This window comes from Streptomyces sp. TLI_105 (assembly GCF_900105415.1).
GTDB lineage: Bacteria > Actinomycetota > Actinomycetes > Streptomycetales > Streptomycetaceae > Streptomyces.
Map to the genome: position 1 here is coordinate 3,649,679 of NZ_FNSM01000001.1, position 24,783 is coordinate 3,674,461.

The 24,783-nt window shown below is 71.9% G+C and carries 29 protein-coding genes and 1 pseudogene; 10 read left to right on the plus strand and 20 right to left on the minus strand.

Annotation, left to right across the window (positions count from 1 at the left end; genetic code table 11):
• Positions 1-17 precede the first annotated feature (17 nt).
• Together BLW86_RS16575 and BLW86_RS16580 are read right to left on the minus strand one after the other, a co-directional pair.
• Positions 18-1,544: a chitinase gene (locus BLW86_RS16575; RefSeq protein WP_093874757.1), complete on the minus strand. Its 1,527-nt coding sequence runs from the start codon at positions 1,542-1,544 to the stop codon at positions 18-20.
• A 305-nt stretch (positions 1,545-1,849) separates the two neighbouring features.
• Positions 1,850-3,181: a TerD family protein gene (locus tag BLW86_RS16580; protein ID WP_093874758.1), complete on the minus strand. Its 1,332-nt coding sequence runs from the start codon at positions 3,179-3,181 to the stop codon at positions 1,850-1,852.
• A gap of 98 nt (positions 3,182-3,279) precedes the next feature.
• Between BLW86_RS16580 and BLW86_RS16585 the strand changes: the two are divergent.
• Positions 3,280-3,638: pseudogene (locus BLW86_RS16585) on the plus strand (DUF4440 domain-containing protein).
• Between the two features lie 131 nt (positions 3,639-3,769).
• On the opposite strand, the gene BLW86_RS16590 reads toward BLW86_RS16585, so the two are convergent.
• The 4 genes from BLW86_RS16590 to BLW86_RS16600 all read right to left on the minus strand — a co-directional run bounded on the left by BLW86_RS16590 (position 3,770) and on the right by BLW86_RS16600 (position 5,318).
• Positions 3,770-4,339 (minus strand): GNAT family N-acetyltransferase, encoded by a 570-nt coding sequence (locus BLW86_RS16590; protein WP_093878698.1) that lies wholly within the window; start codon positions 4,337-4,339, stop codon positions 3,770-3,772.
• Positions 4,340-4,490: 151 nt separating this feature from the next.
• Positions 4,491-4,667, minus strand: a complete 177-nt coding sequence (locus BLW86_RS42020; protein ID WP_177181674.1) for a hypothetical protein — start codon at positions 4,665-4,667, stop codon at positions 4,491-4,493.
• A 97-nt stretch (positions 4,668-4,764) separates the two neighbouring features.
• Positions 4,765-5,118: an ATP-binding protein gene (locus BLW86_RS16595; RefSeq protein WP_177181675.1), complete on the minus strand. Its 354-nt coding sequence runs from the start codon at positions 5,116-5,118 to the stop codon at positions 4,765-4,767.
• On the minus strand, positions 5,118-5,318 hold the full coding sequence (locus tag BLW86_RS16600) for a hypothetical protein (protein WP_093874760.1): 201 nt from the start codon (positions 5,316-5,318) through the stop codon (positions 5,118-5,120). Before BLW86_RS16600 ends, BLW86_RS16595 begins: the two co-directional genes overlap by 1 nt.
• A gap of 116 nt (positions 5,319-5,434) precedes the next feature.
• Here BLW86_RS16600 and BLW86_RS16605 point away from each other — a divergent pair, with 116 nt between their 5' ends.
• The gene (locus BLW86_RS16605; RefSeq protein ID WP_093874761.1) at positions 5,435-6,286 is read left to right on the plus strand and encodes a helix-turn-helix domain-containing protein; all 852 of its coding nucleotides are present in this window, start codon (positions 5,435-5,437) and stop codon (positions 6,284-6,286) included.
• A gap of 1 nt (position 6,287) precedes the next feature.
• On the plus strand, positions 6,288-6,539 hold the full coding sequence (locus tag BLW86_RS16610) for a DUF397 domain-containing protein (protein ID WP_371129513.1): 252 nt from the start codon (positions 6,288-6,290) through the stop codon (positions 6,537-6,539).
• Positions 6,540-6,543: 4 nt separating this feature from the next.
• Here the strand turns inward: BLW86_RS16610 and BLW86_RS16615 are convergent, their stop codons facing one another.
• A complete protein-coding gene (locus BLW86_RS16615) occupies positions 6,544-7,461 on the minus strand; it encodes an RNA polymerase sigma-70 factor (protein WP_093874763.1) in 918 nt (305 codons plus the stop codon).
• A gap of 12 nt (positions 7,462-7,473) precedes the next feature.
• Positions 7,474-7,947, minus strand: coding sequence for a carboxymuconolactone decarboxylase family protein (locus BLW86_RS16620; RefSeq protein WP_093874764.1), 474 nt, complete (start codon positions 7,945-7,947; stop codon positions 7,474-7,476).
• A gap of 181 nt (positions 7,948-8,128) precedes the next feature.
• Here BLW86_RS16620 and BLW86_RS16625 point away from each other — a divergent pair, with 181 nt between their 5' ends.
• Both BLW86_RS16625 and BLW86_RS16630 read left to right on the plus strand, forming a co-directional pair.
• Complete coding sequence (locus BLW86_RS16625) at positions 8,129-8,512, plus strand: DoxX family protein (RefSeq protein WP_093874765.1); 384 nt, start codon at positions 8,129-8,131, stop codon at positions 8,510-8,512.
• A gap of 17 nt (positions 8,513-8,529) precedes the next feature.
• A complete protein-coding gene (locus BLW86_RS16630) occupies positions 8,530-8,826 on the plus strand; it encodes a hypothetical protein (protein ID WP_093874766.1) in 297 nt (98 codons plus the stop codon).
• A gap of 25 nt (positions 8,827-8,851) precedes the next feature.
• Here the strand turns inward: BLW86_RS16630 and BLW86_RS16635 are convergent, their stop codons facing one another.
• The 4 genes from BLW86_RS16635 to BLW86_RS16650 all read right to left on the minus strand — a co-directional run bounded on the left by BLW86_RS16635 (position 8,852) and on the right by BLW86_RS16650 (position 11,209).
• On the minus strand, positions 8,852-9,277 hold the full coding sequence (locus BLW86_RS16635; RefSeq protein WP_093874767.1) for an ester cyclase: 426 nt from the start codon (positions 9,275-9,277) through the stop codon (positions 8,852-8,854).
• 88 nt (positions 9,278-9,365) lie between these two features.
• The gene (locus BLW86_RS16640; protein ID WP_093874768.1) at positions 9,366-9,806 is read right to left on the minus strand and encodes a nuclear transport factor 2 family protein; all 441 of its coding nucleotides are present in this window, start codon (positions 9,804-9,806) and stop codon (positions 9,366-9,368) included.
• Between the two features lie 30 nt (positions 9,807-9,836).
• Positions 9,837-10,619, minus strand: coding sequence for an MBL fold metallo-hydrolase (locus tag BLW86_RS16645; RefSeq protein WP_093874769.1), 783 nt, complete (start codon positions 10,617-10,619; stop codon positions 9,837-9,839).
• Complete coding sequence (locus BLW86_RS16650) at positions 10,616-11,209, minus strand: NADPH-dependent FMN reductase (RefSeq protein WP_093874770.1); 594 nt, start codon at positions 11,207-11,209, stop codon at positions 10,616-10,618. The genes BLW86_RS16645 and BLW86_RS16650 overlap by 4 nt, the downstream gene beginning before the upstream one ends.
• Before the next feature lie 152 nt (positions 11,210-11,361).
• Between BLW86_RS16650 and BLW86_RS16655 the strand changes: the two genes are divergently transcribed.
• The 3 genes from BLW86_RS16655 to BLW86_RS16665 are packed head-to-tail and all read left to right on the plus strand — an operon-like array spanning position 11,362 to position 14,092.
• Complete coding sequence (locus BLW86_RS16655) at positions 11,362-12,234, plus strand: pirin family protein (RefSeq protein ID WP_093874771.1); 873 nt, start codon at positions 11,362-11,364, stop codon at positions 12,232-12,234.
• A complete protein-coding gene (locus BLW86_RS16660; protein WP_093874772.1) occupies positions 12,231-13,373 on the plus strand; it encodes an MFS transporter in 1,143 nt (380 codons plus the stop codon). Before BLW86_RS16655 ends, BLW86_RS16660 begins: the two co-directional genes overlap by 4 nt.
• Positions 13,374-13,408: 35 nt before the next feature.
• Positions 13,409-14,092 carry a TetR/AcrR family transcriptional regulator gene (locus BLW86_RS16665; protein ID WP_093874773.1) on the plus strand — a complete coding sequence of 228 codons (684 nt, stop codon included), beginning with the start codon at positions 13,409-13,411 and terminating at the stop codon, positions 14,090-14,092.
• Here the strand turns inward: BLW86_RS16665 and BLW86_RS16670 are convergent.
• From BLW86_RS16670 to BLW86_RS16700, 6 genes are all read right to left on the minus strand, one after another.
• Positions 14,046-15,332 (minus strand): amino acid permease, encoded by a 1,287-nt coding sequence (locus BLW86_RS16670; RefSeq protein WP_093874774.1) that lies wholly within the window; start codon positions 15,330-15,332, stop codon positions 14,046-14,048. The two genes, BLW86_RS16665 and BLW86_RS16670, sit on opposite strands and share 47 nt — an antisense overlap.
• A gap of 378 nt (positions 15,333-15,710) precedes the next feature.
• A complete protein-coding gene (locus BLW86_RS16675) occupies positions 15,711-16,340 on the minus strand; it encodes a LysE family transporter (RefSeq protein WP_093874775.1) in 630 nt (209 codons plus the stop codon).
• Entirely contained in the window at positions 16,337-16,681 is a 345-nt protein-coding gene (locus tag BLW86_RS16680; protein WP_093874776.1) for a DUF2087 domain-containing protein, read from the minus strand. The genes BLW86_RS16675 and BLW86_RS16680 overlap by 4 nt, the downstream gene beginning before the upstream one ends.
• Before the next feature lie 63 nt (positions 16,682-16,744).
• Positions 16,745-17,041: a hypothetical protein gene (locus tag BLW86_RS16685; protein WP_093874777.1), complete on the minus strand. Its 297-nt coding sequence runs from the start codon at positions 17,039-17,041 to the stop codon at positions 16,745-16,747.
• 103 nt (positions 17,042-17,144) lie between these two features.
• On the minus strand, positions 17,145-17,558 hold the full coding sequence (locus BLW86_RS16690; RefSeq protein WP_093874778.1) for a DNA-binding protein: 414 nt from the start codon (positions 17,556-17,558) through the stop codon (positions 17,145-17,147).
• A 183-nt stretch (positions 17,559-17,741) separates the two neighbouring features.
• Positions 17,742-18,200, minus strand: coding sequence for a group II truncated hemoglobin (locus tag BLW86_RS16700; protein ID WP_093874780.1), 459 nt, complete (start codon positions 18,198-18,200; stop codon positions 17,742-17,744).
• Between the two features lie 226 nt (positions 18,201-18,426).
• Between BLW86_RS16700 and BLW86_RS16705 the strand changes: the two genes are divergently transcribed.
• On the plus strand, positions 18,427-19,353 hold the full coding sequence (locus tag BLW86_RS16705) for a hypothetical protein (RefSeq protein ID WP_256341338.1): 927 nt from the start codon (positions 18,427-18,429) through the stop codon (positions 19,351-19,353).
• Positions 19,354-19,366: 13 nt separating this feature from the next.
• Here the strand turns inward: BLW86_RS16705 and BLW86_RS16710 are convergent, their stop codons facing one another.
• A complete protein-coding gene (locus BLW86_RS16710) occupies positions 19,367-20,032 on the minus strand; it encodes a DUF4097 family beta strand repeat-containing protein (RefSeq protein WP_093874781.1) in 666 nt (221 codons plus the stop codon).
• A gap of 244 nt (positions 20,033-20,276) precedes the next feature.
• On the opposite strand from BLW86_RS16710, the gene BLW86_RS16715 reads away from it, so the two are divergent.
• Positions 20,277-21,035, plus strand: a complete 759-nt coding sequence (locus BLW86_RS16715; RefSeq protein WP_093878700.1) for a GbsR/MarR family transcriptional regulator — start codon at positions 20,277-20,279, stop codon at positions 21,033-21,035.
• On the opposite strand, the gene BLW86_RS16720 is transcribed toward BLW86_RS16715, so the two are convergent.
• Complete coding sequence (locus BLW86_RS16720) at positions 21,004-24,675, minus strand: non-ribosomal peptide synthetase family protein (protein ID WP_093874782.1); 3,672 nt, start codon at positions 24,673-24,675, stop codon at positions 21,004-21,006. The genes BLW86_RS16715 and BLW86_RS16720 overlap by 32 nt on opposite strands.
• Positions 24,676-24,783 lie beyond the last annotated feature (108 nt).

Genomic DNA, 24,783 nt, shown 5'->3' on the forward strand with positions numbered 1-24,783 from the left:
CGTTTCCCGTAAAGGGTTCAGCAGGCGCCGAGGTCCTGCCAGACGCCCCACTCGCCGGTGGTGCCGGGCTCCTCGCCGGTCGTCCACCACTTGGCCTTCCAGGTGTGGCCCTTGTGCGAGACCTGCTGGCCGCCGGTGTAGACGCTGGAGGAGACCCACGGGGCCGCCGTGCACTGGGTGGCGCCGCCGGTGACGGTCAGGGAGAGGACCGCCGCGTGCCCGGCCGAGGCGCTCGCTCCGTTGACGACGATCTGGTACGTGCCGGAGACCGTGGCCGCCGTGGTGTTCACGGTGAGGGTCGAGGAGCCTCCGGCCGTCACCGAGGAGGGGCTGAGCGTGGCGGTGACGCCGGCGGGCAGGCCGCTGACCGTGAGGTTCACCGTCTGCGCCGCACCGGAGGTGACCGCCGTCTTCACCGTGGCGGAGGTGGACGCGCCCGCGGTGACGGTGGCGGCGGCCGGGGTCGTCGTCACCGAGAAGTCGTCGGCCGGGGTGGTCGTCCCGCTGGTGAAGGGGGCGAAGACGTGGGAGAAGTCCCAGGTGTTCTGCTGGATGCCGGAGCAGTGGTCGGCGGCGGCGCCACCGGCGCAGCTGCCGTTGTCGCGCTGGAGCGCCCAGAACGAGAGGGTGTTGATGCCCTTGGAGACCGCCCAGTCGTAGACCGTGCGGGCGTTGGCGAGGGTGAAGGTCTCGGCGGGGCCGAAGTCGTCGACGCCGATCATCTCAGTGATGCCGACCATGCCCCAGAGCTGGGCGGACGTCTTCGTGGGGTAGAGCTGGGCGAGCTGATCGTAGAGGCCCTGGGCGGCGGTCTTGGTGTCCGCGGCCATGTCGTGGGCGGCGTTGTCGTAGTAGTCGAAGGTCATCATGTTGACGACGTCGACCTTCGCGCCGTTGGTCACGGCGTTCTTGAGCACCGCGAGCCCGCTCGCGGCCAGGCCGTGGGTGGTCGTCGGCAGGGTGTACGAGATCTGGATCTGGCGGCCGTTGGCGGCGGCCCGGTCCTGGACGAGCTTGATCGCCTTGTTGCGGCGGTCGATGCCGGCGGCGTTGTCGAGGGAGTCGACCTCGATGTCCATGTCGAGCCGGGTGACGTCGTAGGTCGTGATGACCTTCTCGTACACGGCGGCGATCTGGTTGACGTCGGTGCAGCTGTCGGCGATCTCGGTGCCGGTGGTGTCGGCCGTGTAGCCGCCGAAGGAGGGGATGACGTCGCCGCCGCGGGACCGCATGGTCGCGATGCCGGCGCCGAAGGAGGACGGGGCGATCGGCAGGCCGGTGTCGCCGTTCCAGTACGCGGTGCAGGAGCCCTTCGTCGCCGTCTGGAGGAACGCCATCGTCAGGTGCTTGGCACCCGACTGCGCGCTGAGGGCGGCCGGGCTCTCCCCGGTCCAGGACTCGAAGTACGGGGCGAAGACCCGGGCGGGGAGCGGGGTCGCGGCGGCCTGGGCGGGGGCGGTGGCGACGGCGCCGAGACCGAGGGCGGCCACGGCGGTCACGGCGGCGGTGAGGGCCGAGCGGAGCGAACGTACGCGTCGTCTCATGGCGATCCAATGACTGTGGGGGGTGCGGGGGGTGCACCAACGTCGTTGTCGTGCACGGCTGTTGGGATACGAAGTAACCCCCGCCGCCCCTGCCACGTCAATGGCCTGGACCAAACTTGGACTAGACCAATTTCACGGTTCGGCGCCTCCCCCGTCCGGCGAGTGCGGTCGGACGCTGGAGCGATGCGCGCGACGGCCCGGATCGGCCCGACGAGCCACGCGCAGGCTCCTTCCGCCCCTCCCCGGGCCCTGTCGTCGAACTCCCGCCTGCCCCGCGGACGACGACGGGAGTCTGACGACAGGCCCTAGCGACCCGACCGGGACCAGAAGCCCCCGCTCCCTCCCGGGCGGGGCTCCATGGACCAGGCCCCGTCCGCCTCCACGACGAGGAGACGCGGACCCCGGGGGAGGTCGCCCTTCCCACGGCCCCGGTCGCGCCGGCTGAACCGGTACTCCCAGTGGCCGCCCTTCCGGTGGGCCGCGACGCCGAAGTACCCCTTCTTGTCCTCGTCGCCCTCGAACCGGAACCTGACGCCGGTCTCGTCGCCGGTGTACGCCAGGACGTCCGGCCCGTACCCCTCCACCGGTCCGTCGAACGAACGCAGCGTCGACACCGGGCGCAGCCTGATCATCCACCGGCCGCGCGTGTCGACCCTCAGCCGCAACGGCGACTGGCCGTCGTGGTGCAGGACGCCCACCCCGCGCAGATCGCCCATGCCGCTCCTCATGACCTGCCGCCACCTGCGCTTGCGGACGGTCAGCGTGACGATGTCCAGGTGACCGGCGCCCTTCTTCACCACGTCGACCGCCAGGAAGCCGCGCGGGAGGGTGAGACCGGTCTCGACGTCCTCCTTCCCCTCCCCCTGGTACTCGAAGTACGCGAACTCCGGCCCCATTTCGCGGGGGAGGTCGTTGAGCCTCCCCAGGGCGGCGGGCTGCGGCGCACCGGAGTACGGGACGGGGGCGCCCGCCTTCTCCACGGCGACGGGGGCGGGGACGTAGGCCGCGGGGGCGGGTGCGGGTGCGTAGGCCGCGGGTGCGGGTGCGGTTACGTCCTGCGCCATTCCGCCGTCCGACCCCGGCTCGTCCTCCTCTCCCTCCTCCTCCGACGGCGAGAAGCCGAAGTCCGTCGCGAGGGCCGGCAGCCCCGAGTCGTACCCCTGCCCCACCGCCCGGAACTTCCACCCCCCGTTCCTGCGGTAGAACTCGCCCAGCAGGATCGCGGTCTCCGTCGTCGCGTCCTCCACCGCGTACAGCGCCAGCTGCGCACCGGTGGCCGCGCTCACCGCCCGTACGTACAGGTCCTCGACCTCCCCGAACGTCCCGCCGTCGCAGGACGCCGCGACCACGACCCGCTCCACGGAGGCCTCGATCCGACCGGGGTCGATCTCCAGCCAGTCGGCGACGACCCCGCCCTCGCCCTGGGCCTCCCCCAGGAGCCGTATGCCGCTCCCGGCGTGCTCGGGCTGGTTGTAGAAGACCAGGTCTCCCCGGTCCCTGACCTTGCCGTCCGCGTCGACCAGCAGCGCGGCCGCGTCGACCTTCGGCGCTTCCGCCCCACCGGACCGGCGGACGACGGCGACCCGCATCGGCTCGCCGCTGAGCGGAAGGTTTCCCCCCTTGATGATCTGCGTCATGCCCGCATCCTGGCAGCGCCGCGAGACCCCCGTCCCGTCGATCGCCGGGTTTTCCGGCCGGGGCACAATGCTCCGAGGAACGTGAACGACGAAGACGGCTGGCCGAGGCCATCGAGCGGGAGTTGCAGTTGCCGAGTCCGGCCGGGCGGTCGTCCCGGGCGCTGACGGAGCGACTCCTCGACCCGGAGTTCACCGAAGTGGGCACCTCGGGGCGCAGGGGGACCGCCAGTCGAGGCTCTCGGCCCTGCCTGCCATGCAGGGCGCGTCCGAAGACGGCCCTCGGTTCGCGCACTCCGGGATGACCGGCACCCTCCTGGCACCGGGGCTCGTGCACCTGACGCTCAAGACCGTGCTCGACGGCACACGAGCCCGGAGGAGCTCGATATGGCGGAAGCTGGACGAGGAATCCGGATGGCGGATGTACTACCACCAGTCCACGCCCGCGCCGGAGGCGTGAGACGGCGATCGGCTTCCCGTACGGCCCCTGGCCCACGCCCCACCGCGTGGACCCCGTCGTGGGTCAGACGACCGGTGGCCGTGAACGTGTCGGTGCCGTGCTCTTCCTTGCGGTCGGCCGCGGCGGCGGGCTCAACTGCCTGATTGACCGCCGACGTCCGCGGCCAGCGCCGCGTAGATGTACTCGCTGCCCCAGCGGTCCCCGTCGAGGTCGTTCTCGACCAGGTGCGCCTCCCGGCGCATCCCGAGGCGCTCACAGACCCGCACAGACCCGGTGTTCTCCACATCCAGCCGTGCGTAGAGCCGGTGCACGCCCAGCGTGTCGAAGGCAAACCCGGCCAGCGCCGCGGCCGCCTCGGTCGCGTAGCCGTGCCCCTGGTGACCTGGGGCGAGAGTCCAGCCGATCTCGGCCTGGGCGGCGCGGGCATCGGCCAGGGCGAGACTCACCTCGCCAAGGAGGCCGGGCTCACCGCGTCGGCAGACAGCGAGCGCCAGCTTGTCCCCGTCGGCGCGCCAGGCCGTCTGCGCCGCGCGCTCGGCGGCAACCTGCTCGCTGCGCTCACGCGTGTGCGCCGGCCGGTACAAGTAGCGCGCCACGCTCGGCAGGCTCTGGTAGGCGTACAGGTCGTCGGCGTCGCCGGGAGTGAACAGACGCAGCGACAACCGGGCCGTGGTCAACGGCAGCAGCGAGGCGACGTCCATGCGGACCTCCGGGACGCGGATGTGGATCAAGATGCAGACTGATTTTCGCATCACGACCGCCTGACAGCCACGCCTTTTCCAGAGCAGCGCCCGACAGCCCCACTTCACCACGAGGCGCGGCATTCCAGGAGTTGTTCACTGACCCACGTTCCTAGTGGTCCTGTTTGCGCCTGAGGTCGCGCACCCGCCGAGCTCCGTCGACGACCAGCGCCCCGCCCACCAGGATGGCGAAGGTGGAGTAAGGAGAGGCGCTGATGACCTCGAACAGGTAAAGGATCATGAGCAAGATGCCCGTCACGATGGCGGCATACGCTGTCCACTTGTTCATGCGTTCCTCAGCCCCCCTCAAAGACACCAAACGCACCACGCGCCCCACCCATGTGTGACACACCAGAGGGCAGAAGGTTGTGCGAAGCGGGCCGGCCCTACCGCCCGGCGCCCAGTTCGCACCAGACCGTCTTCCCGGACGGCCCCTGGTCCACGCCCCACCGCGCCGCCAGCGCGTCCAGCAGCGCGAGCCCCCGCCCCGACTCGGCGTCCTCCGCCGCGTCCCGCAGCACCGGCCACGCGCGGGGGTCCGGATCGGTCACCGCCACCCGCGTCCGCCCGCCCCGCGCGGCGACGACCCGCACGGTCACCGGCGCCCCCTCCCCCACGTGCCGGATGACGTTCGTCAACAGCTCGCTCACGCACAGCCGTACGTCGTCCCCCTCCACCATCCGCCGCACCTCAGCCACCTCCTTGGGCAGCGCCAGCAGCTCCACCGTGAGCGGGAGCATCAGCCGCCGGCCGCCTTCCGCAGGACGTCGGTCAGTTGGCGTGCGGTCGCCAGGTTGCAGTTGCCGAGCGCGACGAGCGGGGGCCGGATGCTGGACCCGGCGAAGGTGACCAGGTCCACCCCCAGGGAGGGGAGGGTGATGCCGTGAGCTGCGAGAGCGGTACGGAGGGCGTCGACGTCCGGGGTGATGTCATCGGTCATGCGGGGTTCCGCCTTTCGTTGCGTGCGGTGACGAACCCCTCACACGCTGCCGCCCCGCGCCCTACCGTGGGAAGCGTTTCCCGCTCCACGGAGCAAGGTGCGAAAGGCGGTCAACGGTGGCTGCGCGCAAGGACATCGACGGCTCGGCGAGCGTCCCGCAGTTCTACGGGAAGGAGCTCCGCTTCAAGAGGGAGGAGGCGGGGCTGACGCTGGAGGGGTTGGTGGAGGGCAGTTTCTACGGGGTGACGTATCTGAGCGAGATCGAGCGGGGCAAGCGGACGATGCCGCTGGACTTGGCTCAGCACGTCGACCGTGTCCTGGGGACGGACGGTTTCTTCGCGCGGCGGCACGATGACGTTCGCAGGGCAAGGAAGAAGGGGGTTGCGGAGTACTTCTCCGACATCCTTGAGCTGGAGAGCCAGGCTCGCGACATCGAGGAATGGAGCCCGACGCTGGTTCCGGGACCACTGCAGTTGGAACCGTACATCCGGGCTGTTGCCCGTGCTTCACGCCCTTTCGACACTGACGAAGAGGTCACGGCGAAGGTCATCACACGACGCTCCCGAGCGTGGGTCTTCGAGGACCGCGAAGGCCCTGCGTCCTGGGCCGTCATGCACGAGTCGATCCTGCGGCAGCCCATCATCGGGGCAAACGACATGGCCGAGCAGTTGGCGCATATCGCGGCCGTTGCCCGGCGCCGGACCTTCATTCCACAGATCCTTCCGTGTAACGCGGGAGCTCACCCGTTCATGATGGGCACGGCATGGCTGATGACCTTCGGAGATGCCCCGCCGCTGATGTACACGGAGGGCATGTACAGCGGCCAGATCATCGACGATCCGGAACTCCTGGGGCTCTACACGAAGGCATACGATCGGCTCAGGGCGGCAGCCCTGTCACCTGAGGCGTCCCTGAAGATGATCGAAACAGCAGCAGAGGACTACCGAAATGGCAAGCTCCCAAGTTGATTTGAGTGCCACCACCTGGCGCAAGAGCAGCTACAGCAACGCTGCCGAGGGCATGTGCATCGAAGTGGCGGAGGGTTTCGCCCGCTGGCGTACCAGCAGCCACAGCAACACCTCCGGCGGCAACTGCGTCGAAGTGGCCGACAACACCCCCGGCCTCGTCCCCGTCCGGGACTCCAAGCGCCCCGACGGCCCCGTCCTCGTCGTCCCCGCCGCCGCGTGGGCGCCGTTCGTCGAGGCCGTCAAGGCGGGCTGAGGTTCTAGCCCTGGAGGCCCTTCCGCACCTCGCGGTTGAGGGCCCAGGCGTCGGCGACCGGGCCCAGGTGGGCGAGCTTGTCGGGGTTGATGACCGAGCGGATCGTCTGGACGCGGCCGTCGACGATGTCGAGGCCCAGCGTGTGCAGGACCTTGCCGTCCCGGTCGCGGAAGACCGCGCCGGGCTGGCCGTTGACGTCGTGCGGCTCGAAGGTGATGTCGACCTGGGCCATCCGGGGGAAGACCACGGCGAGCAGCTTGGCCACGCTGTCCGCACCGACGATCGCGCGGGCGAGCTGCGGGGCCTTGCCGCCGCCGTCGCCGACCATCTGGACGTCGGCGGCGAGGACGCTCCGCAGGCCGTCGACGTCGCCGCCCTTGAGCGCGTCGAAGAAGCGGGCGGCCAGTTCCTGACGTTCGGCGCGGTCCGCCTCGAAGCGGGGCCGGCCGTCCTGCATGTGCCGTCGGGCGCGTACGAGGAGCTGGCGGCAGGCCTGCTCCGTACGGCCGACGGCGGAGGCGATCTCGTCGAAGCCGAAGCCGAAGACCTCGCGCAGCACGAACACGGAGCGTTCGAGGGGGCTGAGGCGTTCGAGGAGCAGCAGCGCGGCCATGGACACGGAGTCGGCGAGCTCGGCGGCGCGCTCGGGGTCCTCGTACGGATCGTCCAGGAGCGGTTCGGGGAACCACGGTCCGACGTACTCCTCGCGGCGGATGCGCGCGGAGCGGAGTACGTCGATGGCGATGCGGGTGACCGTGGCGGACAGGAACGCCTTGGGGGATTCGGGCACGGTCGAGGAGGCGTCGTACCGCAGCCAGGTCTCCTGCACGGCGTCCTCGGCCTCGCTGACGCTGCCGAGTATCCGGTACGCGATCGAGAACAGCAGGGGCCGTAGTTCCTCGAACTCCTCGACCTTGCCCATGTCACTCCCCGTTCAGTGGAACGCGCCGACCTCGTAGCCGCCGGCCGGCTGCTTGCTGATGATGTTCATGCGGGTGGCGGCGTTCATGAAGGAAACCAGAAGGACGAGGGCGGTGAGCTGCTCCTGGTCGAAGTGCCGGGCGGCCCGCTCCCAGACCTCGTCGCTGACGCCTTCGCCGGCGTCGGCGACGCGGGTGCCCTGCTCGGCGAAGGCGAGGGCGGCGCGCTCGGCCTCGGTGTAGACGGTGGCTTCGCGCCAGCCGGCGACGAGGCCGAGGCGGACGGGGCTCTCGCCCGCCGCGATGGCCTCCTTGGTGTGCATGTCGAGGCAGACGCCACAGCCGTTGATCTGGCTGATGCGCAGGGAGACGAGCTCCTGCACGGCGGCCGGGAGGGTGGAGTCCTTGAGGATCCGGCCGGCGGCCATGAGGTGCTTGAGGGCCTTGCCGGCGGTGGGGCTGGCGAAGAAGTCGAGTCGCGCGTCCATCGTCGTGTCTCCTCGGTTCGGTACGAGTCGGTGGGCTTACGTCCCCGAGACGAGACGGCGCGGCGTCCTGTGACACGGCCTCCGGTGTGATCCAGGTCTCAGGCGCGGGGGCGTCACGGGCGGGGGTGCCGTCTCGTCTCGGGGGCGAGCGCACACCTCGACCGGAGCAAGGAGCCGCACCATGGATCTCGCCCTGTGGATCGTCGCCGGACTGATGGCCTTCGTCTGTCTGCTCGGCAGCTTCAAGATGTTCCTGCCGAGGGAGCGGATGGCGGCGTTGGGGGCGTCGGCGCAGTGGGTGCTGGAGTTCAGCCCGGGTGCGCTGAAGGCGATCGGCGCCGTGGAGCTGCTCGCGGCGGCGGGCCTGGTCCTGCCCGCCGTGCTCGACATCGCGCCGGTGCTCGTGCCGGTGACCGCGACGGGGCTCGTGCTGCTGTTCGTGGGGGCGCTGACGGTGCGGCTGCGGCGGGGGGAGCGGGCGACGATCGCGGGGGACGTCATCTACCTGGGGCTGTGCCTGTTCCTGGTGTGGGGGCGGTTCGGTCCCGAGTCGTTCGCCGCGTGAGCGCCTACGATCGGCCCATGACCGCCTCTTCGCGTCTTTCGCTCTGGTCCCGGGACTCGTTCCTGTCCATCGGTTCGGTCGGCTCGACCCTGTCGATCGGTTCGGTCGGGTCGTTCCTCTCGGTCGGGTCGGTCGGCTCCGCCGCCTCGGCGCTCTCCGTCGGGTCCTGGGCGAGCGTCGGCTCGCTGCTGTCGGCGCGGTCGTGCTGGTCGGTGCTCTCGTACCGCTCCGGCCGGGGCGTCATGGCGGCGGGCGCGGTCCTCGCGGTGGCGGGGGCCGTCGCGATGACGGCCGGGGCGCGCCGGGGCCGCTGACCCTCCGCACGCCCCGCCGTACGGCTCAGTCGGCCTGGGGCCAGTCCCAGCCGAGCTGGAGGAAGAAGCCGAGGCGGTCGCTCACGGCGCGGATCTCTGAGATCTTGCCGTCGACCAGCGTGAGGATCCAGATCGCCTCGACGTCGAAGTCGCGGCCGGTGGGCTCGGGCATGCGCGGGTGGGTTCCGTTGTGGACGCCCCGCTGCGTGACGCGGGCGACCACGCGGTCGCCTTCGGCGATGAGCTCGTCCACGCGGACGGTGAGCGGGTCGAACGCGGCGAGCTGCCGGCGCAGGCCGTCGAACGCTGCTCCCGGCTCGTCGGCCTCACCGTGGATGATCTTGTTGTGGTCGACGACGTCGTGCGCCATGAACTGCGGCAGGTCTTCGAGGCGGCGGCCGCTGACCGCCTCGAAGAAGCCGAGCACGACCTTCTTGTTCTGATCCGACATCAGTTTCCCCCTGTACGAACGGTTTTCGGTCAGGCGGATCCTAGCGACCGTCATACGGTGCGGTTCGGCAACCGGTATGGGGAGGGTGCTAGCACTCCGAGTCCGCGCGCGGTCCGAAGAGCGTCCGCTCGGACTCGGCGATCGGGACGTCGTTGATGCTGGCCTCGCGCCGGGACATCAGGCCGTCGGGGGTGAACTCCCAGAGTTCGTTGCCGTGACTGCGGTACCACTGGCCGGTCCCGTCGTGCCATTCGTACTGGAAGCGGACCGCGATGCGGTCGTCGGTGAACGCCCACAGCTGCTTGCGGAGCGCGTACCCGTTCTCCTTCGCCCACTTGCGGGCCAGGAAGGCCCTGATCTCGTCACGGCCCTTGAGGAACTCCTCGCGGTTGCGCCAGACGGAGTCGGGTGTGTAGGCGAGGGCGACCCGGTCGGGGTCGCGGGTGTTCCAGGCGTCCTCGGCGGCCCGCACCTTGGCGGCAGCGGTCTCGGCGGTGAACGGGGGAAGCGGGGGGCGCTGCTCGGTCATGAACGGCCGGCCCTTCCTGGCTCGTGGTGTTCAGGTGGTCTCGAGTGTCTCGGTCACGCCCGGGCGGAGCCACCTCAGCCGCCCCGCGAGGTCGGGGGCCGCGAAGGCCTCCGTGATGCGGGCCGGGTCCTCGGCGAGGTGGTCCCAGGAGTCGTAGTGGAGGGGGATCACCGTCCGCGCGCCGAGGGTCCGGGCGAGGGCTGCGCCCTCTTCGGCGCTCATCGAGAAGGCGCGGTCGCCGGTGGACGGGAAGTGCGCGTCGCCGAGGTGGAGGAAGGCCGTGTCGATGCGGAACCGGGGGCCGATCTCCGTCAGGGCGTCGTGGCGGACGGTGTCGCCGGAGACGTACAGCGTGCCGCCCTCGTACGCGACGACGAAGCCCGTGACGGGGCCGGTGACCGGCTCGGTGCCCTCCGGGCCGTGCCGGGCGGGGGTGGCCGTGACGGTGACGGTCGTCGACCCGGCGGTGACCGTCCGGCTCTCCCACACCGCGAGCCCCTCCGCCCGGCCGCCCAGGCGTTCGGCGCCCTCGGGCGTGGTCAGCACCAGGTCCGCACCGGCCAGGACCTCGCGGCCGGCCGTGTCCAGGTTGTCGGCGTGCTGGTCGTGCGAGAGCAGGACCAGGTCGACGGGCGGGAGTTCGGCGGCGGTCAGGGCCGGGCCCGTGGTGCGGTGGAGCGGGCGGGCGCCGGGGTAGTCGGCGGGGGCCGGGTCCAGGGCGGGGTCGGTGAGGACGGTGAGGTCGCCGATGCGGAGGAGGACGGTCGCCGTGCCGAGGTAGGTGGCGGTGACGGTCTCGACGGGCGCGCTCACGCGGCGGCCCTCGCGGTGTCGGCCTTCGAGGCGTCGATCTTGGCCTGGAGGGAGGTCAGGAGGCCCTGGAGGAGCTCGATGGTGACCTCGTCCGTGAGGTTGCCGTCGGCGTCGAAGCGCTCGTGGGAGCGGAAGACGTGGACCTCGGGCTTCACGACGACGTCGCTGTCCGTCCAGACGAAGACCTGACGGAGGGCCAGCTGCGCCCGGACGGTGCCGAAGTTGGTGGGAGCGGCGCCGAGGATCGCGACGGGCTTGCGGTGCAGCGGGAGGCCCTCGGTCCTGGTCCAGTCGGTGGACAGCCAGTCGAGCGCGTTCTTGAGGACGCCGGGGATGGAGTAGTTGAACTCCGGGGTGGCGATGAGGAGTCCGTCCGCCTCCGCGACCCGGCGGCGGAGCTCGTTGACCACGGCCGGGCGCTTCTCGGGGGTGTCGAGGTCCAGGTCGTACGGCGGGACCTCGCGCAGGTCCTCGTAGATCTCGATCTCCAGGCCCCCGGGGTTGAACTTCTGGGCGGCGCGGAGGAGTTGCGTGTTGTGCGAGGTGGCGCGGAGCGAGCCGGAGATGGCGAGGATCGTGTACGCGGTCATGGGAGTCCCCCGGTCGGTCGGATGAGTCGGTGAGTCGGGTGAGTCGGCGGATGCCGGGCTCGACAGCCATGAAGCTAAACCGATCAGTTCAGTCTGTCAACCGAACTGTTCAGTCTTGACAGTGAACTGAATGGTGTAGTTCATTCGATGGCATGACCGCACTCACCACAGGGCGGACCGTCGCCCGCACAGCCCGCCCCTTCCACACCCACGAGGGCGCCGGATTCCCGGTGCGCCGCCCCTTCCCCACCGCCGAACTCCCCTTCGTGGACCCCTTCCTGATGATCGACCAGGTGGGACCGATCGACCTCGCGCCCGGCGAGGCGAAGGGCGCGCCCCCGCACCCGCACCGGGGCTTCGAGACGATCCAGTACGTCCTCGACGGCGACATCGCGAACGCCGACTCGCGCGGCCACCGCGCCGTCGTCCGCGCGGGCGGCGTCCAGTGGCTCACCGCCGGCTCCGGGATCGTCCACGAGGCCCTGCCCACGCCGGAGTTCCTCGCCTCGGGCGGGCGGCAGCACATGCTCCAGATCTGGCTGAACCTCCCCGCCCGCCTCAAGGGCGTCCCGCCGCAGAGCCAGAACGCCGAGGCCGCCGACCTGCCGGTGGCGGTGGCTCCGGAGGGCGCGGCGATCACGGTCCTCGCCGGGACCAGCCACGGCGTGACCGGCCCCTTCGAGACCCGTACGCCGGTACTCGTCGCCCACGGACGCCTCGCACCGGGCACGGGCGCCGAGTTCACCGCCCCGACGGAGCACAACGCGATGGTGTACGTGATGCGGGGCGAGGCCACGGTGGCCGGCGAACACCTCCCCGACGGCCACCTCGCGGTCCTGGCGAGGGACGGCGAACGGTTCACGGTCGAGGCGCCGGACACGGCCGCCGAGGTCCTGGTCCTGACGGGCGAGCCGATCGGCGAACCGGTCGCCCGCAGCGGCCCCTTCGTGATGAACACCCCCGCCGAACTCCGCCAGGCGGAACACGACTTCAGGAAGGGCCTGATGGGCCGGATGCCGGTATGACGGCGCTGTCGACACCGCCGGTCCCGAGCCCGGCCGCCCGGCGGGCCGAGCTCCGTACCGGCCTCCTGCTCGCTGCGCTCGCAGCACCAGCCTCCATGGGCGTGTCGGGGCCCAGCCTCGCGCTCCCCGAGGCCGCACGAACCTTGGGCGTCAGCCCAGCGGCCGCCGCCTGGCTCATGACCGCCTTCGGGCTCGGCATGGCCGTCGGCACCCCGCTCCTCTCGGCCACCGCCGGGCGCCGGCACGGTGCCGCCGGGGTCATCAGGGCCGCCGCCGTCCTCGTGGCCCTCGGCGCGCTCCTCGTCCTCCTCGCGCCGGACCTGCCCCTGGCGATCGCCGGGCGGGCCCTGGAGGCGGCCGGGGCTGCGGGCCTGAACGTCGCCGCGTTCCAGCTCGCCGGCCGGGACCGCTCGGGCCGGACACCGGGCCTGGTCGCGATCGGCAGCGCGGTCGGCGGCACCGCCGGCCTGTTCCTGGGGGCGGCGGCGGCCGGGGCGCTCGGCTGGCGCGCGGCCCTGGTCCTCCCGCTGCTCAGCCTGCTGTTCCTGCGCCCGGCGCTCCGCCTCGCGGGCGGGTCACCGGCGCCGGCGCCGGCGCCGGCGCCGGGCGACGACACCCCCCGTACCGCCGGAGACAGGGCCGGACCGCCCCTCGACATCCTCCGCGACCGCCGCTTCCTCGTCGCCTCCGGACTGATGCTGGCCCTCTCGACCGTCAACTTCGCCCTGCTGTACGCCGCTCCGCGCCGCGTCACCGCGCTCACCGGCTGGAGCGCGGTGGAGACGGGAGCCGCCGCGTCCGTCGCCGCGCTCGCCGGGGCGCTGCTGTCCTGGCAGCTGGTCCGCGCGGCCCCGAGGCTCGGCCCGGCCCGGCTGCGGGTGTTCCTCGCGCTCGGCTCGGCCGTGGCGCTCGTGCTCGCCGTGGCCGCGCCCTGGCCGGTGGCCGTCCTGCTCGGCTCGGGAGCGAGCGCGCTCGTCACGGCCGGCGGTCAGGGGCTGCTCACGGGCGCCGCGACCGGGGGCCTGCCGCCGGCCCGGCACGGTCTGGCGATCGGCCTGTTCAACCTGGCTTTCCTGATCGGCGTCGCGGCGGGCCCCGCCCTGGCGGCCTTTGCAGACCAAACCGTTCAGTTCATATAGTGGGAGCTCCAGCCGCCACCACCGAAGGACCGCCCATGGGAGCCGGAGCCGACGCACAGCACGCCGACGCGATCGACGAGTACGGCATCCCGATCATCCCGGACCCGGCGGACGCGGCCTCGCGCAAGCGCCAGGCGATCATCGACGCGGCGCTCGCGGAGTTCCTCGCGGAGGGGTACTCGGCGGCGTCCATGGACGCGATCACCCGTGGCTCCGGCGTCTCGAAGGCGACGATCTACAAGCACTTCGGCAGCAAGGAGCGCCTGTTCCTCGCCGTCATCGGCGGCGTCCTGCCGAAGACGTACGCCGATCTGGAGCCCTCCAACTCCACGATCGCCGACGCCCCCGACCTGCGGGCCGCGCTCGTCCGGCTCACCACCGACTGGACCCGGATCCTGCTGCGCCCCGACATCATGAAGCTGCGCCGTCTGGTCATCGGCGAGATCGACCGCTTCCCGCAGCTCGGCCAGCTCTGGTACCGGGTCAGCTACGACATGAACAACGGCCCGCTCGTCGAGGCCTTCACCGAGCTGAACGCGCGCGGCGTCCTCGACGCGCCCGACCCGGCGCTCGCCGTGCAGCAGCTGGTGGCGGCGACGGTGGGCGTGCCGCAGCTCGTCCGTACCTTCTCCCCCGACGCCGAGATCGACGAAGCGGAGCTGACGCAGGTGATCAGCTCGGGAGTGGATCTGTTCCTGGCCCGGTACGCGCGTTCCTGACGCTCCGTACCCACGCGAGGACCAGCAGGGCGAGCGCCCACGCCCCCGTCGTCAGCAGCTGCGTACGACTGGCGGCGTCCCCGAGCATGAACGCCAGCACCCCACCGACCCCCACGAGCGCGACGACCGCCCGTACGGAGGGGCCGCGCAGCCGCAGGTGGGAGGCGGCGATCAGCGCCCAGACGAGCAGGATCGCGGCGCCGATCGAGTCGAGGAGGAACGGGAAGACCGTACGCGGCCAGACCATGCTGAGCACGACGGAGACGAACCCGAACGCGGCGGAGGCGAGGACGGCGGCGTACGGGACGCCCGACCGCCCGAGCCGGCCGAGGGCGCGCGGCGCGTCGCCGCGTCCGACGAGGGCGTACAGCATGCGGGAGGAGCCGTAGACGTTGGCGTTCATCGCGGACAGGAGCGCCACGAGGACGACGGCCTTCATCAGGTCGGCGGCGCCGGGCACCCCGATCCGGCCCATGACGGCGGCGTAGGGGCCGTCGGCCACGGCCGGGTCGTTCCACGGGACGAGGGTGACGACGACGGCCATCGAGCCGAGGTAGCAGACCGCGACCCGCCACATCACGGCCCGGACGCCGGCCCGCACGGCGCGGACCGGGTCCTCGCACTCGGCGGCCGCGATGGTCACGGTCTCCAGGCCGCCGAAGGCGAAGACGGCGGCGACGATGCCGACGGCGACGCCGTGCCAGCCGTGCGGCAGGAAGCCGCCGTCGTGGAGGAGGTGCCCGGCCCCGGGCGAGGGGGCGCCGGGCATCAGCCCGAGGACCACGACCACGCCGAGCAGCAGGAATCCGCCGATGGCGGCGATCTTCAGGCCGGCGAACCAGAACTCCAGCTCGCCGAAGTTCCGTACGCCCGTGAGGTTGCTCGCGGTGAACACGCTCATGAAGACGGCGACCCACGCCCAGCCGGGCACGGCGGGCACCCAGCCGCCGACGACGTGCGCCGCCGCGACGGCCTCGGCGGCGACGCTCACGACGAGCAGCGCCCAGTACATCCACCCGGCCAGCAGCCCGGCCCACGGGCCGAACGCCCGCCGCGCGTGCTCCGCGAACGACCCGGTGACCGGGCGGTCCGCGGACATCTCCCCGAGCATCCGCATCACGAGCACGGTCAGCACCCCGGCGAGGACGTACGAGACGAGGATCCCGGGCCCGGCGGCCGCGATCCCGACCCCCGACCCGACGAACAGCCCGGCCCCGATGGCCCCACCCAACGCGATCATGGCCAGATGCCGCCGCCGCAGCCCTGCCCCGAGTCCCCGCCCTGCCACGATTCCCCCCGCATTCCGATCGACCAGCCCCGGAGCCTGACGCCTGACCCCGCCGGACGGCAAGCGGATCCCGTGGGGTGAGACGTCCCGGGGAGGAGGGAGGGGGCGGGACGACCCGCGCCCGGGCGCCGCGATGGCTCCAGGAGAACGCCGGGAACTTCCTCGACTTCGGCTGCCTGGAAGAGCAGGAGCGGTCCTGCCGATGAACCGCCTCACCGACACGTCGGCCGTGTGGCGGCTCCTGAGGCGACAGATCGGCGAGCCCTGACCGACCCGAGTGACGCACGGCCAGGGCTCGCTCCGGCCGCCCGGGAACGGGCGGCCCCGGCGTCACCCCTGCGCGACCAGGCGCACCGCGAGGACGACGATCAGTGTGCTCGACGCCAGTGCCGTGCCCAGGCGGCCCCGCGCACCCGTCAGGACGCGGCCGAGGAGGGTGCCGCCGAGGGCGAGGAGGAGTTGCCAGCTGGCCGAGGCGGCGAGGGCCGCGAGGACGAAGGCCGCGCGGTCGGGCAGCGTGTCGGGCGCCGAGGGGCCCGTGGCGAGGATGAGGGCGGCGAAGTAGATCACCGTCATGGGGTTCAGGATCGTGATCCCCAGGAAGGTGACGTACGCCCGGGCCGGTGTCAGGGCCGTGCCGTCGTCGCGGGAGGCGAGGCCGCCGTCGCGGTACGCGGCCAGCGCGCCCCACGCGGCCCGCAGGGCCAGCACGGTGAGCACCAGCGCGGAGGCCCACCGCAGCGGGTTCGTCACGGGAGCGAGCACGGGGACGAGCGCGGAGCCGCCGGCCACCGCGAGCAGGGCGTAGGCCCCGTCGGCCGTGGCGACCCCGAGGGCCGCGCCGGCGCCCGTGCGCCAGTCGGTGCGGGCCGTGACGGCCACGAGGTAGGCGCCGACCGCGCCGACCGGGATCGCGATGCCGTAGCCGGCGAGGGCGCCGGCCACCACCGCGGCCGTCACGCGACGGCGGGGATCGCGCCTCCGGGGGAGCCGGGCCGCTGCTGTCGGCGGTAGTCCGCGCCGTCCTTCGTACGGGAGAGGAAACCGCCGATCACGAGGTAGCGGCGCAGCGCCGGGAAGTCCTCGTGCACGGCGCGCAGGGCCTCGTTGACCTCGGGCTCGCGGTAGGTCCGGTCCGCCTCGAAGAGGGTCTCGGCGAGGTGGGCGAGCAGCGCCTCGCGGCGGGCGGGCTTGCGCGGGATCGCCTTGAGGCGCCCGTCGACGGAGAACAGGTCCGCGACGGGGCGGGGCTCCACGAGGGAGCGGGGCTCCGCGACGGGGCGGGAGGGATGACTGGTCATGCCCGAGAGCGTGGCGCTCCCGCACCTCGCCCCGCAAAGGGTTTTCCCCCTCGGCTCACCCGGTCACTTGGGCTCGGGCCGCACCATCACGTTCACGGCCTGCTGGACGCTCGGGATGATCTGCGGGGTACCCGTCCGCTCCAGGATCGGCCTGGCCTTCTCCATGAAGTCGAGGAAGTGCCGCTCCGACTCGAAGACGTCGACGATCCGCCACCCACCGGACCCGTCCGGCCCGGCCGCATGCGCGATGAACCCCTCCGGCGGAAACCACTCGGCGGCCTGGATGAGCCGCGTGGACTCCTCGTACTGCTCCTGGGTCCCCCCGGGAATCTCGACGGTGACGATCACGCCCTCGGCCATGGCCTCTGCTCCTGTGTGTCGGGGAAGGAATCCCGACCAGCAGACCAGCCGGTCCCGCCGCCCGCACGACGACGGGACCCGAACGAGCGAGGCGGGGGGCAGGTCACACGGCGATGAGCCGGATCCGGGTGCCGCAGAGCTTGGCCACGTCGTCGATGTCCGAGGTCAGAACGGCCACAGGACGCTGTTGGCGCAGAGCAGTGGCCGCCACGGCCGCGTCGATGGCGTACTCGTGGCCGTGCGAGCCCGCCTCCATCAGCAGGGACGAAGCCGCTCTCGCCTCTTCTTCGCCCACCGGAACGACCCGCAGGCCGGACAGCACCCGGTCCGGGCGGGCCCTGTTCGTGCGCGCATGGACGGCCTCGATGACGGCGGGGGCGCAGATCACGACCTCCATGCCACGGGAACGGGCTTCCATGACCAGCGCGACCACGGTTTCGTCGTCGTCGAGCAGCTTGGAGAGCCCCTCGCTGTCGAGGACGAGCGTGCCTTCGTGACTCAGCTTGCGGTGGGCCACCGGCCTTCTTCCGCGAACACGTCGTCGAGGGCTTTCCGGGCCCCTTGCTTCGCCTGTTCGGATACCGGTCCGTTTCGGCGCTCGTAGTCCGCCAGGTACTCGTCCAGCACCTGGCCCCGCAGCTCCCGCTCGACAGCCGCGGCGATCGCGAGCCCCGGCAAGCGGGGCCGACTGGCGAGCGGGTCAGGCCAGGCCGTCCCAGCCCCAGCGCGGAGTGGGGCCGGGGGTGCCGAGGTCGGTGCCCGGGGCCGAGGCCGAGACGTCCTTGGCGATCCGGGTGCCCCAGTCGAAGTACTCCATCACCCGGCGGCGCAGCAGGGCGTCGTCCGGCAGTTCCTTCTCCACGGCCGCCGTCATCAGCTCCATCCAGCGCAGCCGCTGTTCCTCCGTGATGCCGAGCCCGAGGTGGGCGCGGAGCAGGGCCTGGTGGCCGCCGAGCTCCGCCGTGAAATCGGCCGGTCCCGAGAAGACCTCCGCCAGCCACACGGCCACGTGCTCCACGTGGGCGGCGGTGAAGTCGGCGAAGACGGGGGCGAGGAGGGGGTCGGCCAGGACCCCCTCGTAGAACGTCTCGGAGAGCCGGCGCAGCGCGTCGGCGCCGCCCACGGCCTCGTACAGGGTGTTCGTGTGCTCGGCGCTCATGACCGACCTCCGGTATCCGGGATGCGTCCCCCCACCCTCCTCCCAACACGGGCCGGATCCAAGGGCGTTCGCTCTCAGGTGCAAGCCCCTGCGGGCCCGGAGCGCATGTCACCCGCACGAGGGTTGTCGACTGCGCGTGTCGGAGTGGACACGCTCCGTACGGTATGTTCGCGCAAAACGGCCCCCGTCGACAGTTCGCAGCTGTCGGCGAGGGCCTGAACCACTCGTGGAAAGCGACTCCACCGTGATCTACCGGCACTTTAACGCGCCCTCGCGCGCCTTCACCCAGTTCTCGCACGACATCATCCGGCACCCCCGGCTCGGCTCCGACGCCGTCCGCCTTCTGACCTGGCAGCTCTCCCTCCCCGACGGCGCCCGCGAGTCACTCTCCCGCACCGCCGAACGTGCCCGGATCGGGGCATGCGCCTTCACCCGCGCCAAGCGACAGCTGAAGGAAGAAGGGTTCGTGCACGAGCGGCGCGTGCAGATCGCCGGAGGACGGTGGGCCACCCAACAGCTCGTCTCCAGCCACCCGTTGACCGCCGACCAGGCCGCCAAGCTCCTCGCCAGGACACCCGTCGCGTCTCCGCAGGTCGCACCGACTCCCCGGAAACCGGCCGTCGGTGAGCCGATGCCCCCGCTGACCGACGGTCATCCAAAGAAGGAACCAGGGGAAGACACCTCCAACCTTCCCCCCAAGACCGTGGAGGAGTCGCCCCGGCTGGAAGAGGCCCGCGCCCTCATCGGCGCCCTGCCCCTCCTCTCCCCCGCCCTGCGGCACATCCCACCCGGCATGCGCGACGAACTCGCCCGCCTCGCCGCCCGCTGGCTCGACGCCGGACACACCCCCACCAAGGTCCACGAACACATCCGGCACGGCCTGCCTGCCGACGGAACGCCCGTACACCGCCCCGGAGGCCTCGTCCGCTACCTCCTGCGGGACGTGCCGCCACGGGAACTGCCCCCGCCCACACCCGTACCCGCACCCGCACCCGGCAACCGGCTTTCGCCGTGGCTCCAAGGTGCTCGGGAGTGCGCCGGCGCCCACACCCAGACGACCCTCTTCCGGCCGGTCGGCGACGAGACGCACTGCGCCGCCTGCGTATCGCAGGCGGCGCAGGGTCCCGGAGTGGTCGTGGCGGTCGCCCCTTGAGGGCCGCGCACGGTCAGAGGCTGCGGGCGGTGATGTCGCCGTACGCCGTGGTGGCCTTGATGTTCAGGCCGGGAGCGCCGTCGTTGCGGAGGGAGTTGGCGACGCGGCCGTAGGCGGTGCCGGCGTCCAGGGAGGCGGAGACGCCGGTGGCGGCGCCGACCGTGATGTCGCCCTTCTGGGTGCTCAGGGTGACCGTGCCGTTCCCCGCCTCGGCGATGCGGATGTCGCCCCGGGCGGTGCTGATCTCGGCGGAGCCGGTCAGTCGGCCGACCTCGATGTCGCCGTCGGCGGCGGTGAGTCGGAGGCTCGCGGCCTCGTCGATCTTGATCTGGCCGTACGCGCCCTCGAAGGCGACGTCGCCGAGCCGTCCGACGCCGCGCAGCTCGGTGGCGGCCGCCTCGGCCTCGACGCGGGAGCCGGCGGGCAGCTGGACCGTGACCTCGATGGAGCCGGTGGTGCCGAGGACGCCGTTCTTCGACTTGGGGACCTCGATGCGCAGGACCCCGTCGGCGTAGGCGACTTCGGTGCGCTCGGCCGTCTTCACGTCGCGGCTCTTGGAGGGGTCGGCGGGCAGGACCTCGACGGTGGCGTCGGTCCGGTCGGCGGCGATGAGCCGGATGCGGCCGGCGGGGACGGCGAGGACGGCGGTGATCGGGGCGGTGGTGTCGAACTTCTGCATGGTGCTGCTCCTTCGTATGTAGCGGGCGCTGGTGCGCCGCGCCGTTTCCGATGAAGGAAAAGCTACGTTGCGTTCGATGACTCGGCAAGCACTTCGTTGCGCGAAAACGCCATCATCACAGGTCAGTTATAGGATTTCATTGCAATGGTCTGGCGTCTAATGCAACGATCCTCACTCGGTTCGTTGCAATGGATTGCGCGTGAACGCTATGCTGACGACCCCACGGACGACGAAGGAGACCGCGATGCCGGGAGGCAGACTCACCCAGCCCGAACGTCAGCAGATCGCGCTGGGACTCGCCGACGGCCTCGCGTACGCGGAGATCGCCCGGCGCCTCGACCGCCCGACCTCGACCGTCACCCGCGAGGTCATGCGCAACGGCGGCCCCACCGGATACCGCGCCGACCTCGCCCACCGCGCCACCGAGCAGCGCGCCCACCGCCGCAAGCCGGCCTCGCCCCGGGGAACGGCGGCCTCCCCGCAGGAACACGGGCGCGACGCCGAGGCCGTGCGCGCGTACGAGGAGACGTTCACGACCGTCATGATGGGCTCGGGCATGCCCAAGATGATGGCCCGTGTCATGGCGAGCCTGACGCTCGCCGACACGGGCAGCCTCACCGCGTCCGAGCTCGCCGAGCGCCTCCGGGTCAGCCCGGCGTCCATCTCCAAGGCGGTCGCGTTCCTCGACGAACAGGGCCTCGTCCGGCGGGAGCGCGACGACCGCCGCCGCGAGCGCTACACCGTCGACGACGACGTCTGGTACCAGGCGATGACGGCCTCCGCCCGGTCCATCGCGCAGATCGTCGACACCGCCCGGCAGGGCGTCACCGTCCTCGGCTCCGGCACCCCGGCCGGCCACCGCCTGGAGAACGTCGCCCGCTTCCTCGACTTCGTCTCCGAGAGCACGGCCCGGGCCGCCGAACAGGCCCGGGCCATCCTCCACTCGAAACCCCCCGCCCCGGGGGAGACCCCTACAGCCCCAGGCGGTAGCGGATCTTCTTGACGAGCTCCGTCAGGTCGGGCTGCCGGAGCAGGCTGTAGTGGTCCGCGTCGAGCTCCACGACCGTCGGCGGGCGGGTGGACCAGCCCGTGGCGTTCTCCAGGAACGAGTAGTCGTCGCCCTCCGCCTTGAAGAGCGTCACCGGGCAGTCCACCCGCCGCTCCGTCAGCTCCCGGAAGGTGTACGTGAACTCGAAGGTCTCCTCGACGATCGCGACGATCCGGTCGACGAGCTCCGGGTCCAGGGCCGGGAAGTCCTCCGCGACGCGCGCCACGAAGCTCCGCCGGTCACCGGCCCGCACACCCGTGTCGATCACGCCCGCGAAGACCGAGTACAGGATCGTCACGAACGCCGGGTTGTCGTACGTCGCGCCGCCCGTCTCCGAGGAGCGGACCTTCGGGGAGCCCGGGGCGATCAGGAAGAGGTGCTCCACCTGCTCCCCCGCCGCCTCCAGGAGGTGCGCCGACTCGAAGGCCACGCGGGCGCCGAAGGAGTAGCCCCACAGGGTGTACGGGCCGGTGGGCTGGCGGCGGCGGATCGCGGCCACGTCGGCGGCGGCCATCTCGCGGATCGTGGCGTACGGCTCCTCGCCCCGGTTGACGCCGTGCGCCTGCACCCCGTAGAAGGGCCGGTCGACGCCGACCTCCTCGGCCAGGTGCCGCAGGTTCATCGTGTAGCCGCCGAGCCCCGGCCAGCAGTACACGGGCGACTGCGCGCCGGCCGCGTGGAGCCGTACGAGACGGGAGGCGGGGGTGGCGGCGGCGCCGTCCAGCCGGTGTGCGAGCTTCTCGATCGTCGGGTGCTCGAAGAGGATCTGGAGCGGGAGTCCCGCGCCGAACTCGCGGTTGATCCGCGTCACCAGCGCGACCGCGATCAGCGAGTTCCCGCCGGACTCGAAGAAGTCGTCCAGGACCGAGACCGCCTCCACGTCCTCGTACTTCAGGGCCGCCGCCCAGACCTCCGCGAGCCTGCCCTCCGTCCGCGTACGGGGCGGGACGTGCGGACGGCCGTGCAGGCCCGCGTTGACCACGGCGAGGTCGGCGAGCGCCTTCGTGTCCACCTTGCCGTTCGCCGACAGGGGCAGCCGGTCCAGGACCACGACCCGGTTCGGGATCATGTAGTCCGGCAGGTGGTGCACGAGGTCGTCGCGGATCATCTCCGCCGGGCCCTTCATGTGGACCGTGTCCTCGTACATCCCCTCGCTCAGCCGCTGCTCCTCGCTCACCCGGCCGCCGACGAAGAAGTACGAGGGGCCGGTCCCCCGTCCCGCCGCCGTCAGGATCTCGTCCACGCGGCGGGCCGCCGGCAGCGGGTGGCCGGACTTGGAGCTGTAGCCCGAGGACATGAACCCGAGCCCGTGGCAGCCGAGTTGGAGGCGCTGGAGCGCGCGCCCTAGGTCGACGTACGCGCGATCCGTGTCCGCCGTCCGGCTGACGACGGTGACGCCGAGCGAGGCCCGCTCGTACACCGCCTGGTTGATCGCGATGACGTGCCTCTTCTCGACGAGGGAGGCCGAGACGGGGGTCAGTGCGCCGTTCTCGTAGGCGTACTGGGCCTCCGGGAGGTCCGGGATCCGGGTGCCGTGCGCCTGGACGTAGACGTCCACCTCCGGGTCCGTCCTCGCCCCCTCGTCGTACGGGACGACCTTCCAGCACCCGTCCCCGCACGCCCTGACGTCCAGGCCGTACCCGGGCAGGACCTCCTCGAAGAGGCCCACCATGTGGCCGGCCTCGATCTCCAGGACCTCCTGGATGTTGTTCCGGTAGACCGGTTCGATCGCGGACCGCTCGCCCCGGAAGGAGAGCCGCAGGGACGGTTCTCCGGCGGCCGGGAGCGGCTCCGTCAGGTACAGGCGGTGGCGAACCGGGTGGTAGTAGTACGTGCCCGGGTCCAGGCCCGCGATCCCGCGCGCCTCCACGGACAGCTGCGTCGCGTACAGCGCGCCCGGCGAGGCGTAGCCGTACTTCGGGAGGAGCCGCTCCTCGCTCGTGAACTGGCCGAACCAGCGCAGCAGTTCCCCGAGGTCGGCCGCCGTCAGGCTGCCGACCGGCCGCGAGCCGACGCCCTCCGGGCGGCGGGCCAGGGCCGCGAGGACGTCGGCCCGGGTCACCTCGCCGCCCTCGTAGAAGCGGTACGTCTTGCGGGCGAAGACCGTGCGCCGCATCCGCTCCGTCGGCGTCCCGCCCGGCAGCTGGACCACCGGGCAGCCCGCGAGCTCGGCGTCCGCACGGGTGCCGGCGTTGGAGAGCTGGGCCTTGACCTGGAGCTTCGACTCCTTGGACTGGTGGTGGGCGCCGTGGTTGCCCTGGTCCATCAGGGCCGCCTCCTTCGGCGACAGCTCCACGCAGGCGACGAGGTTCTGGAAGCCGGTCCGGGGCTCGTCCTTCACGATGACCGCCGCGTTCTTGACCCAGTCGTGGTCCTCGATGGCGAGCGCGATCTCGTCCAGCTCGACGCGGAAGCCGCGCAGCTTGATCTGGTTGTCCGCCCGGCCCGCGAACTGGACCGTGCCGTCCTCGTTCCAGTGGGCCAGGTCGCCGGTCCGGTAGAGGCGTTCGCCGGTGTCCGTGACGAGGAAGCGTTCCGCCGTCAGCTCGGGCCGGTCCAGATACCCCCGCGCCACCTGGACCCCGCCGATGCACAGCTCCCCGTCACGTATGTGGAACGTCGTCCCGTGGGCCGGTCTGCCGATCGGTATCGCCGCCGGGGCGTCCGCGAGCGTCGCCCGGTCCACCGTCTGCGAGGAGGCGTTGATCGTGCACTCGGTGGGGCCGTAGAGATTGACCAGCTCCGTTGCCGGCAGCTCGGCGAGGAGCTGCGCGGCGAGGTTCCTGGAGAGGATCTCGCCGCCCGAACAGACGCGGCGGAGGCTGGTGCAGGTGGCGAGCCGCTCGGTGTCGACGAGGGCCTGGAGGAGCGTCGGCACGCCCTGGAGCATGGTCGCCCCCGACGCCCGGACCGCGTCGACCAGCCCCTCCGGGTCCCGGTACACGCCCGGCGGGCCGACCGCGACCCGGGCGCCGACCGCCGGGGCGAGGATCTCCCACTGCGCGGCGTCGAAGCTCATCGGCGTCTTCTGGAGGACGACGGCGTCCGGGCCGAGGCGGTGCTCCGTCGCCATCCAGCGCATCTGGGACACGATCGAACGGTGCTCGACCATGACGCCCTTGGGCCTGCCGGTGGAGCCGGAGGTGTAGATGACGTACGCGAGGTCGTGCGGGGCGACGGGGGGTGCGGGGGCGGCCGGCGCGGTCGGTACGTCCCCGATGACGACGACCTCCGTCCCCGGCGGAGCCAGCTCCCTGACCCGGTCCCGGAAACGGTCCTGGGTCACGACGACCCGGGAACCGCTGTCCTCGATCATGTAGCGCAGGCGCTCCTCGGGGTACTCGGGCGAGAGCGGCACGTACGCGCCGCCGGACAGGACCACGCCCCAGACGCCGGTCATCAGGTCGAGCGACGGCTCGACGTACACGCCCACGCGGGCGTCCGCGGCGACGCCGAGGGCGCGGAGGTGGGTGGCGAGGGCGGCGGCGGTGTCGTGCAGCTCTTGGAACGTGAGCGCTTCTTCGCCGAAGGTTGCGGCGGGGGTGTCGGGCCGCGTGGTGGCGGTGGTACGGAGGAGCCGGTCGAGCGTGGACATCCTTGTTCCCTTCGTCAACGAACCCCACGCCCTCGGGGCCCCTGTTTGTAGGCAGTCGCTCCGCCGGGGCGGTGCCCCGCCCACCCCCGTTGTGGGCAATCGTTCCGC

Excerpts from the sequence above, each read along its gene's own strand:
- BLW86_RS42020 (WP_177181674.1), bottom strand. The coding sequence starts at position 4,667 with ATGAACAAGTGGACAGCGTATGCCGCCATCGTGACGGGCATCTTGCTC.
- BLW86_RS16635 (WP_093874767.1), bottom strand. The coding sequence starts at position 9,277 with ATGTCGGATCAGAACAAGAAGGTCGTGCTCGGCTTCTTCGAGGCGGTC.
- BLW86_RS16575 (WP_093874757.1), bottom strand. The coding sequence starts at position 1,544 with ATGAGACGACGCGTACGTTCGCTCCGCTCGGCCCTCACCGCCGCCGTG.
- BLW86_RS16595 (WP_177181675.1), bottom strand. The coding sequence starts at position 5,118 with ATGCTCCCGCTCACGGTGGAGCTGCTGGCGCTGCCCAAGGAGGTGGCT.
- BLW86_RS16590 (WP_093878698.1), bottom strand. The coding sequence starts at position 4,339 with ATGGACGTCGCCTCGCTGCTGCCGTTGACCACGGCCCGGTTGTCGCTG.
- BLW86_RS16640 (WP_093874768.1), bottom strand. The coding sequence starts at position 9,806 with ATGACCGAGCAGCGCCCCCCGCTTCCCCCGTTCACCGCCGAGACCGCT.
- BLW86_RS16670 (WP_093874774.1), bottom strand. The coding sequence starts at position 15,332 with ATGATCGCGTTGGGTGGGGCCATCGGGGCCGGGCTGTTCGTCGGGTCG.
- BLW86_RS16650 (WP_093874770.1), bottom strand. The coding sequence starts at position 11,209 with ATGACCGCGTACACGATCCTCGCCATCTCCGGCTCGCTCCGCGCCACC.
- BLW86_RS16630 (WP_093874766.1), top strand. The coding sequence starts at position 8,530 with ATGACCGCCTCTTCGCGTCTTTCGCTCTGGTCCCGGGACTCGTTCCTG.
- BLW86_RS16660 (WP_093874772.1), top strand. The coding sequence starts at position 12,231 with ATGACGGCGCTGTCGACACCGCCGGTCCCGAGCCCGGCCGCCCGGCGG.
- BLW86_RS16700 (WP_093874780.1), bottom strand. The coding sequence starts at position 18,200 with ATGAGCGCCGAGCACACGAACACCCTGTACGAGGCCGTGGGCGGCGCC.
- BLW86_RS16710 (WP_093874781.1), bottom strand. The coding sequence starts at position 20,032 with ATGCAGAAGTTCGACACCACCGCCCCGATCACCGCCGTCCTCGCCGTC.
- BLW86_RS16720 (WP_093874782.1), bottom strand. The coding sequence starts at position 24,675 with ATGTCCACGCTCGACCGGCTCCTCCGTACCACCGCCACCACGCGGCCC.
- BLW86_RS16715 (WP_093878700.1), top strand. The coding sequence starts at position 20,277 with ATGCCGGGAGGCAGACTCACCCAGCCCGAACGTCAGCAGATCGCGCTG.
- BLW86_RS16655 (WP_093874771.1), top strand. The coding sequence starts at position 11,362 with ATGACCGCACTCACCACAGGGCGGACCGTCGCCCGCACAGCCCGCCCC.
- BLW86_RS16580 (WP_093874758.1), bottom strand. The coding sequence starts at position 3,181 with ATGACGCAGATCATCAAGGGGGGAAACCTTCCGCTCAGCGGCGAGCCG.
- BLW86_RS16680 (WP_093874776.1), bottom strand. The coding sequence starts at position 16,681 with ATGACCAGTCATCCCTCCCGCCCCGTCGCGGAGCCCCGCTCCCTCGTG.
- BLW86_RS16600 (WP_093874760.1), bottom strand. The coding sequence starts at position 5,318 with ATGACCGATGACATCACCCCGGACGTCGACGCCCTCCGTACCGCTCTC.
- BLW86_RS16625 (WP_093874765.1), top strand. The coding sequence starts at position 8,129 with ATGGATCTCGCCCTGTGGATCGTCGCCGGACTGATGGCCTTCGTCTGT.
- BLW86_RS16620 (WP_093874764.1), bottom strand. The coding sequence starts at position 7,947 with ATGGACGCGCGACTCGACTTCTTCGCCAGCCCCACCGCCGGCAAGGCC.
- BLW86_RS16615 (WP_093874763.1), bottom strand. The coding sequence starts at position 7,461 with ATGGGCAAGGTCGAGGAGTTCGAGGAACTACGGCCCCTGCTGTTCTCG.
- BLW86_RS16685 (WP_093874777.1), bottom strand. The coding sequence starts at position 17,041 with ATGGCCGAGGGCGTGATCGTCACCGTCGAGATTCCCGGGGGGACCCAG.
- BLW86_RS16665 (WP_093874773.1), top strand. The coding sequence starts at position 13,409 with ATGGGAGCCGGAGCCGACGCACAGCACGCCGACGCGATCGACGAGTAC.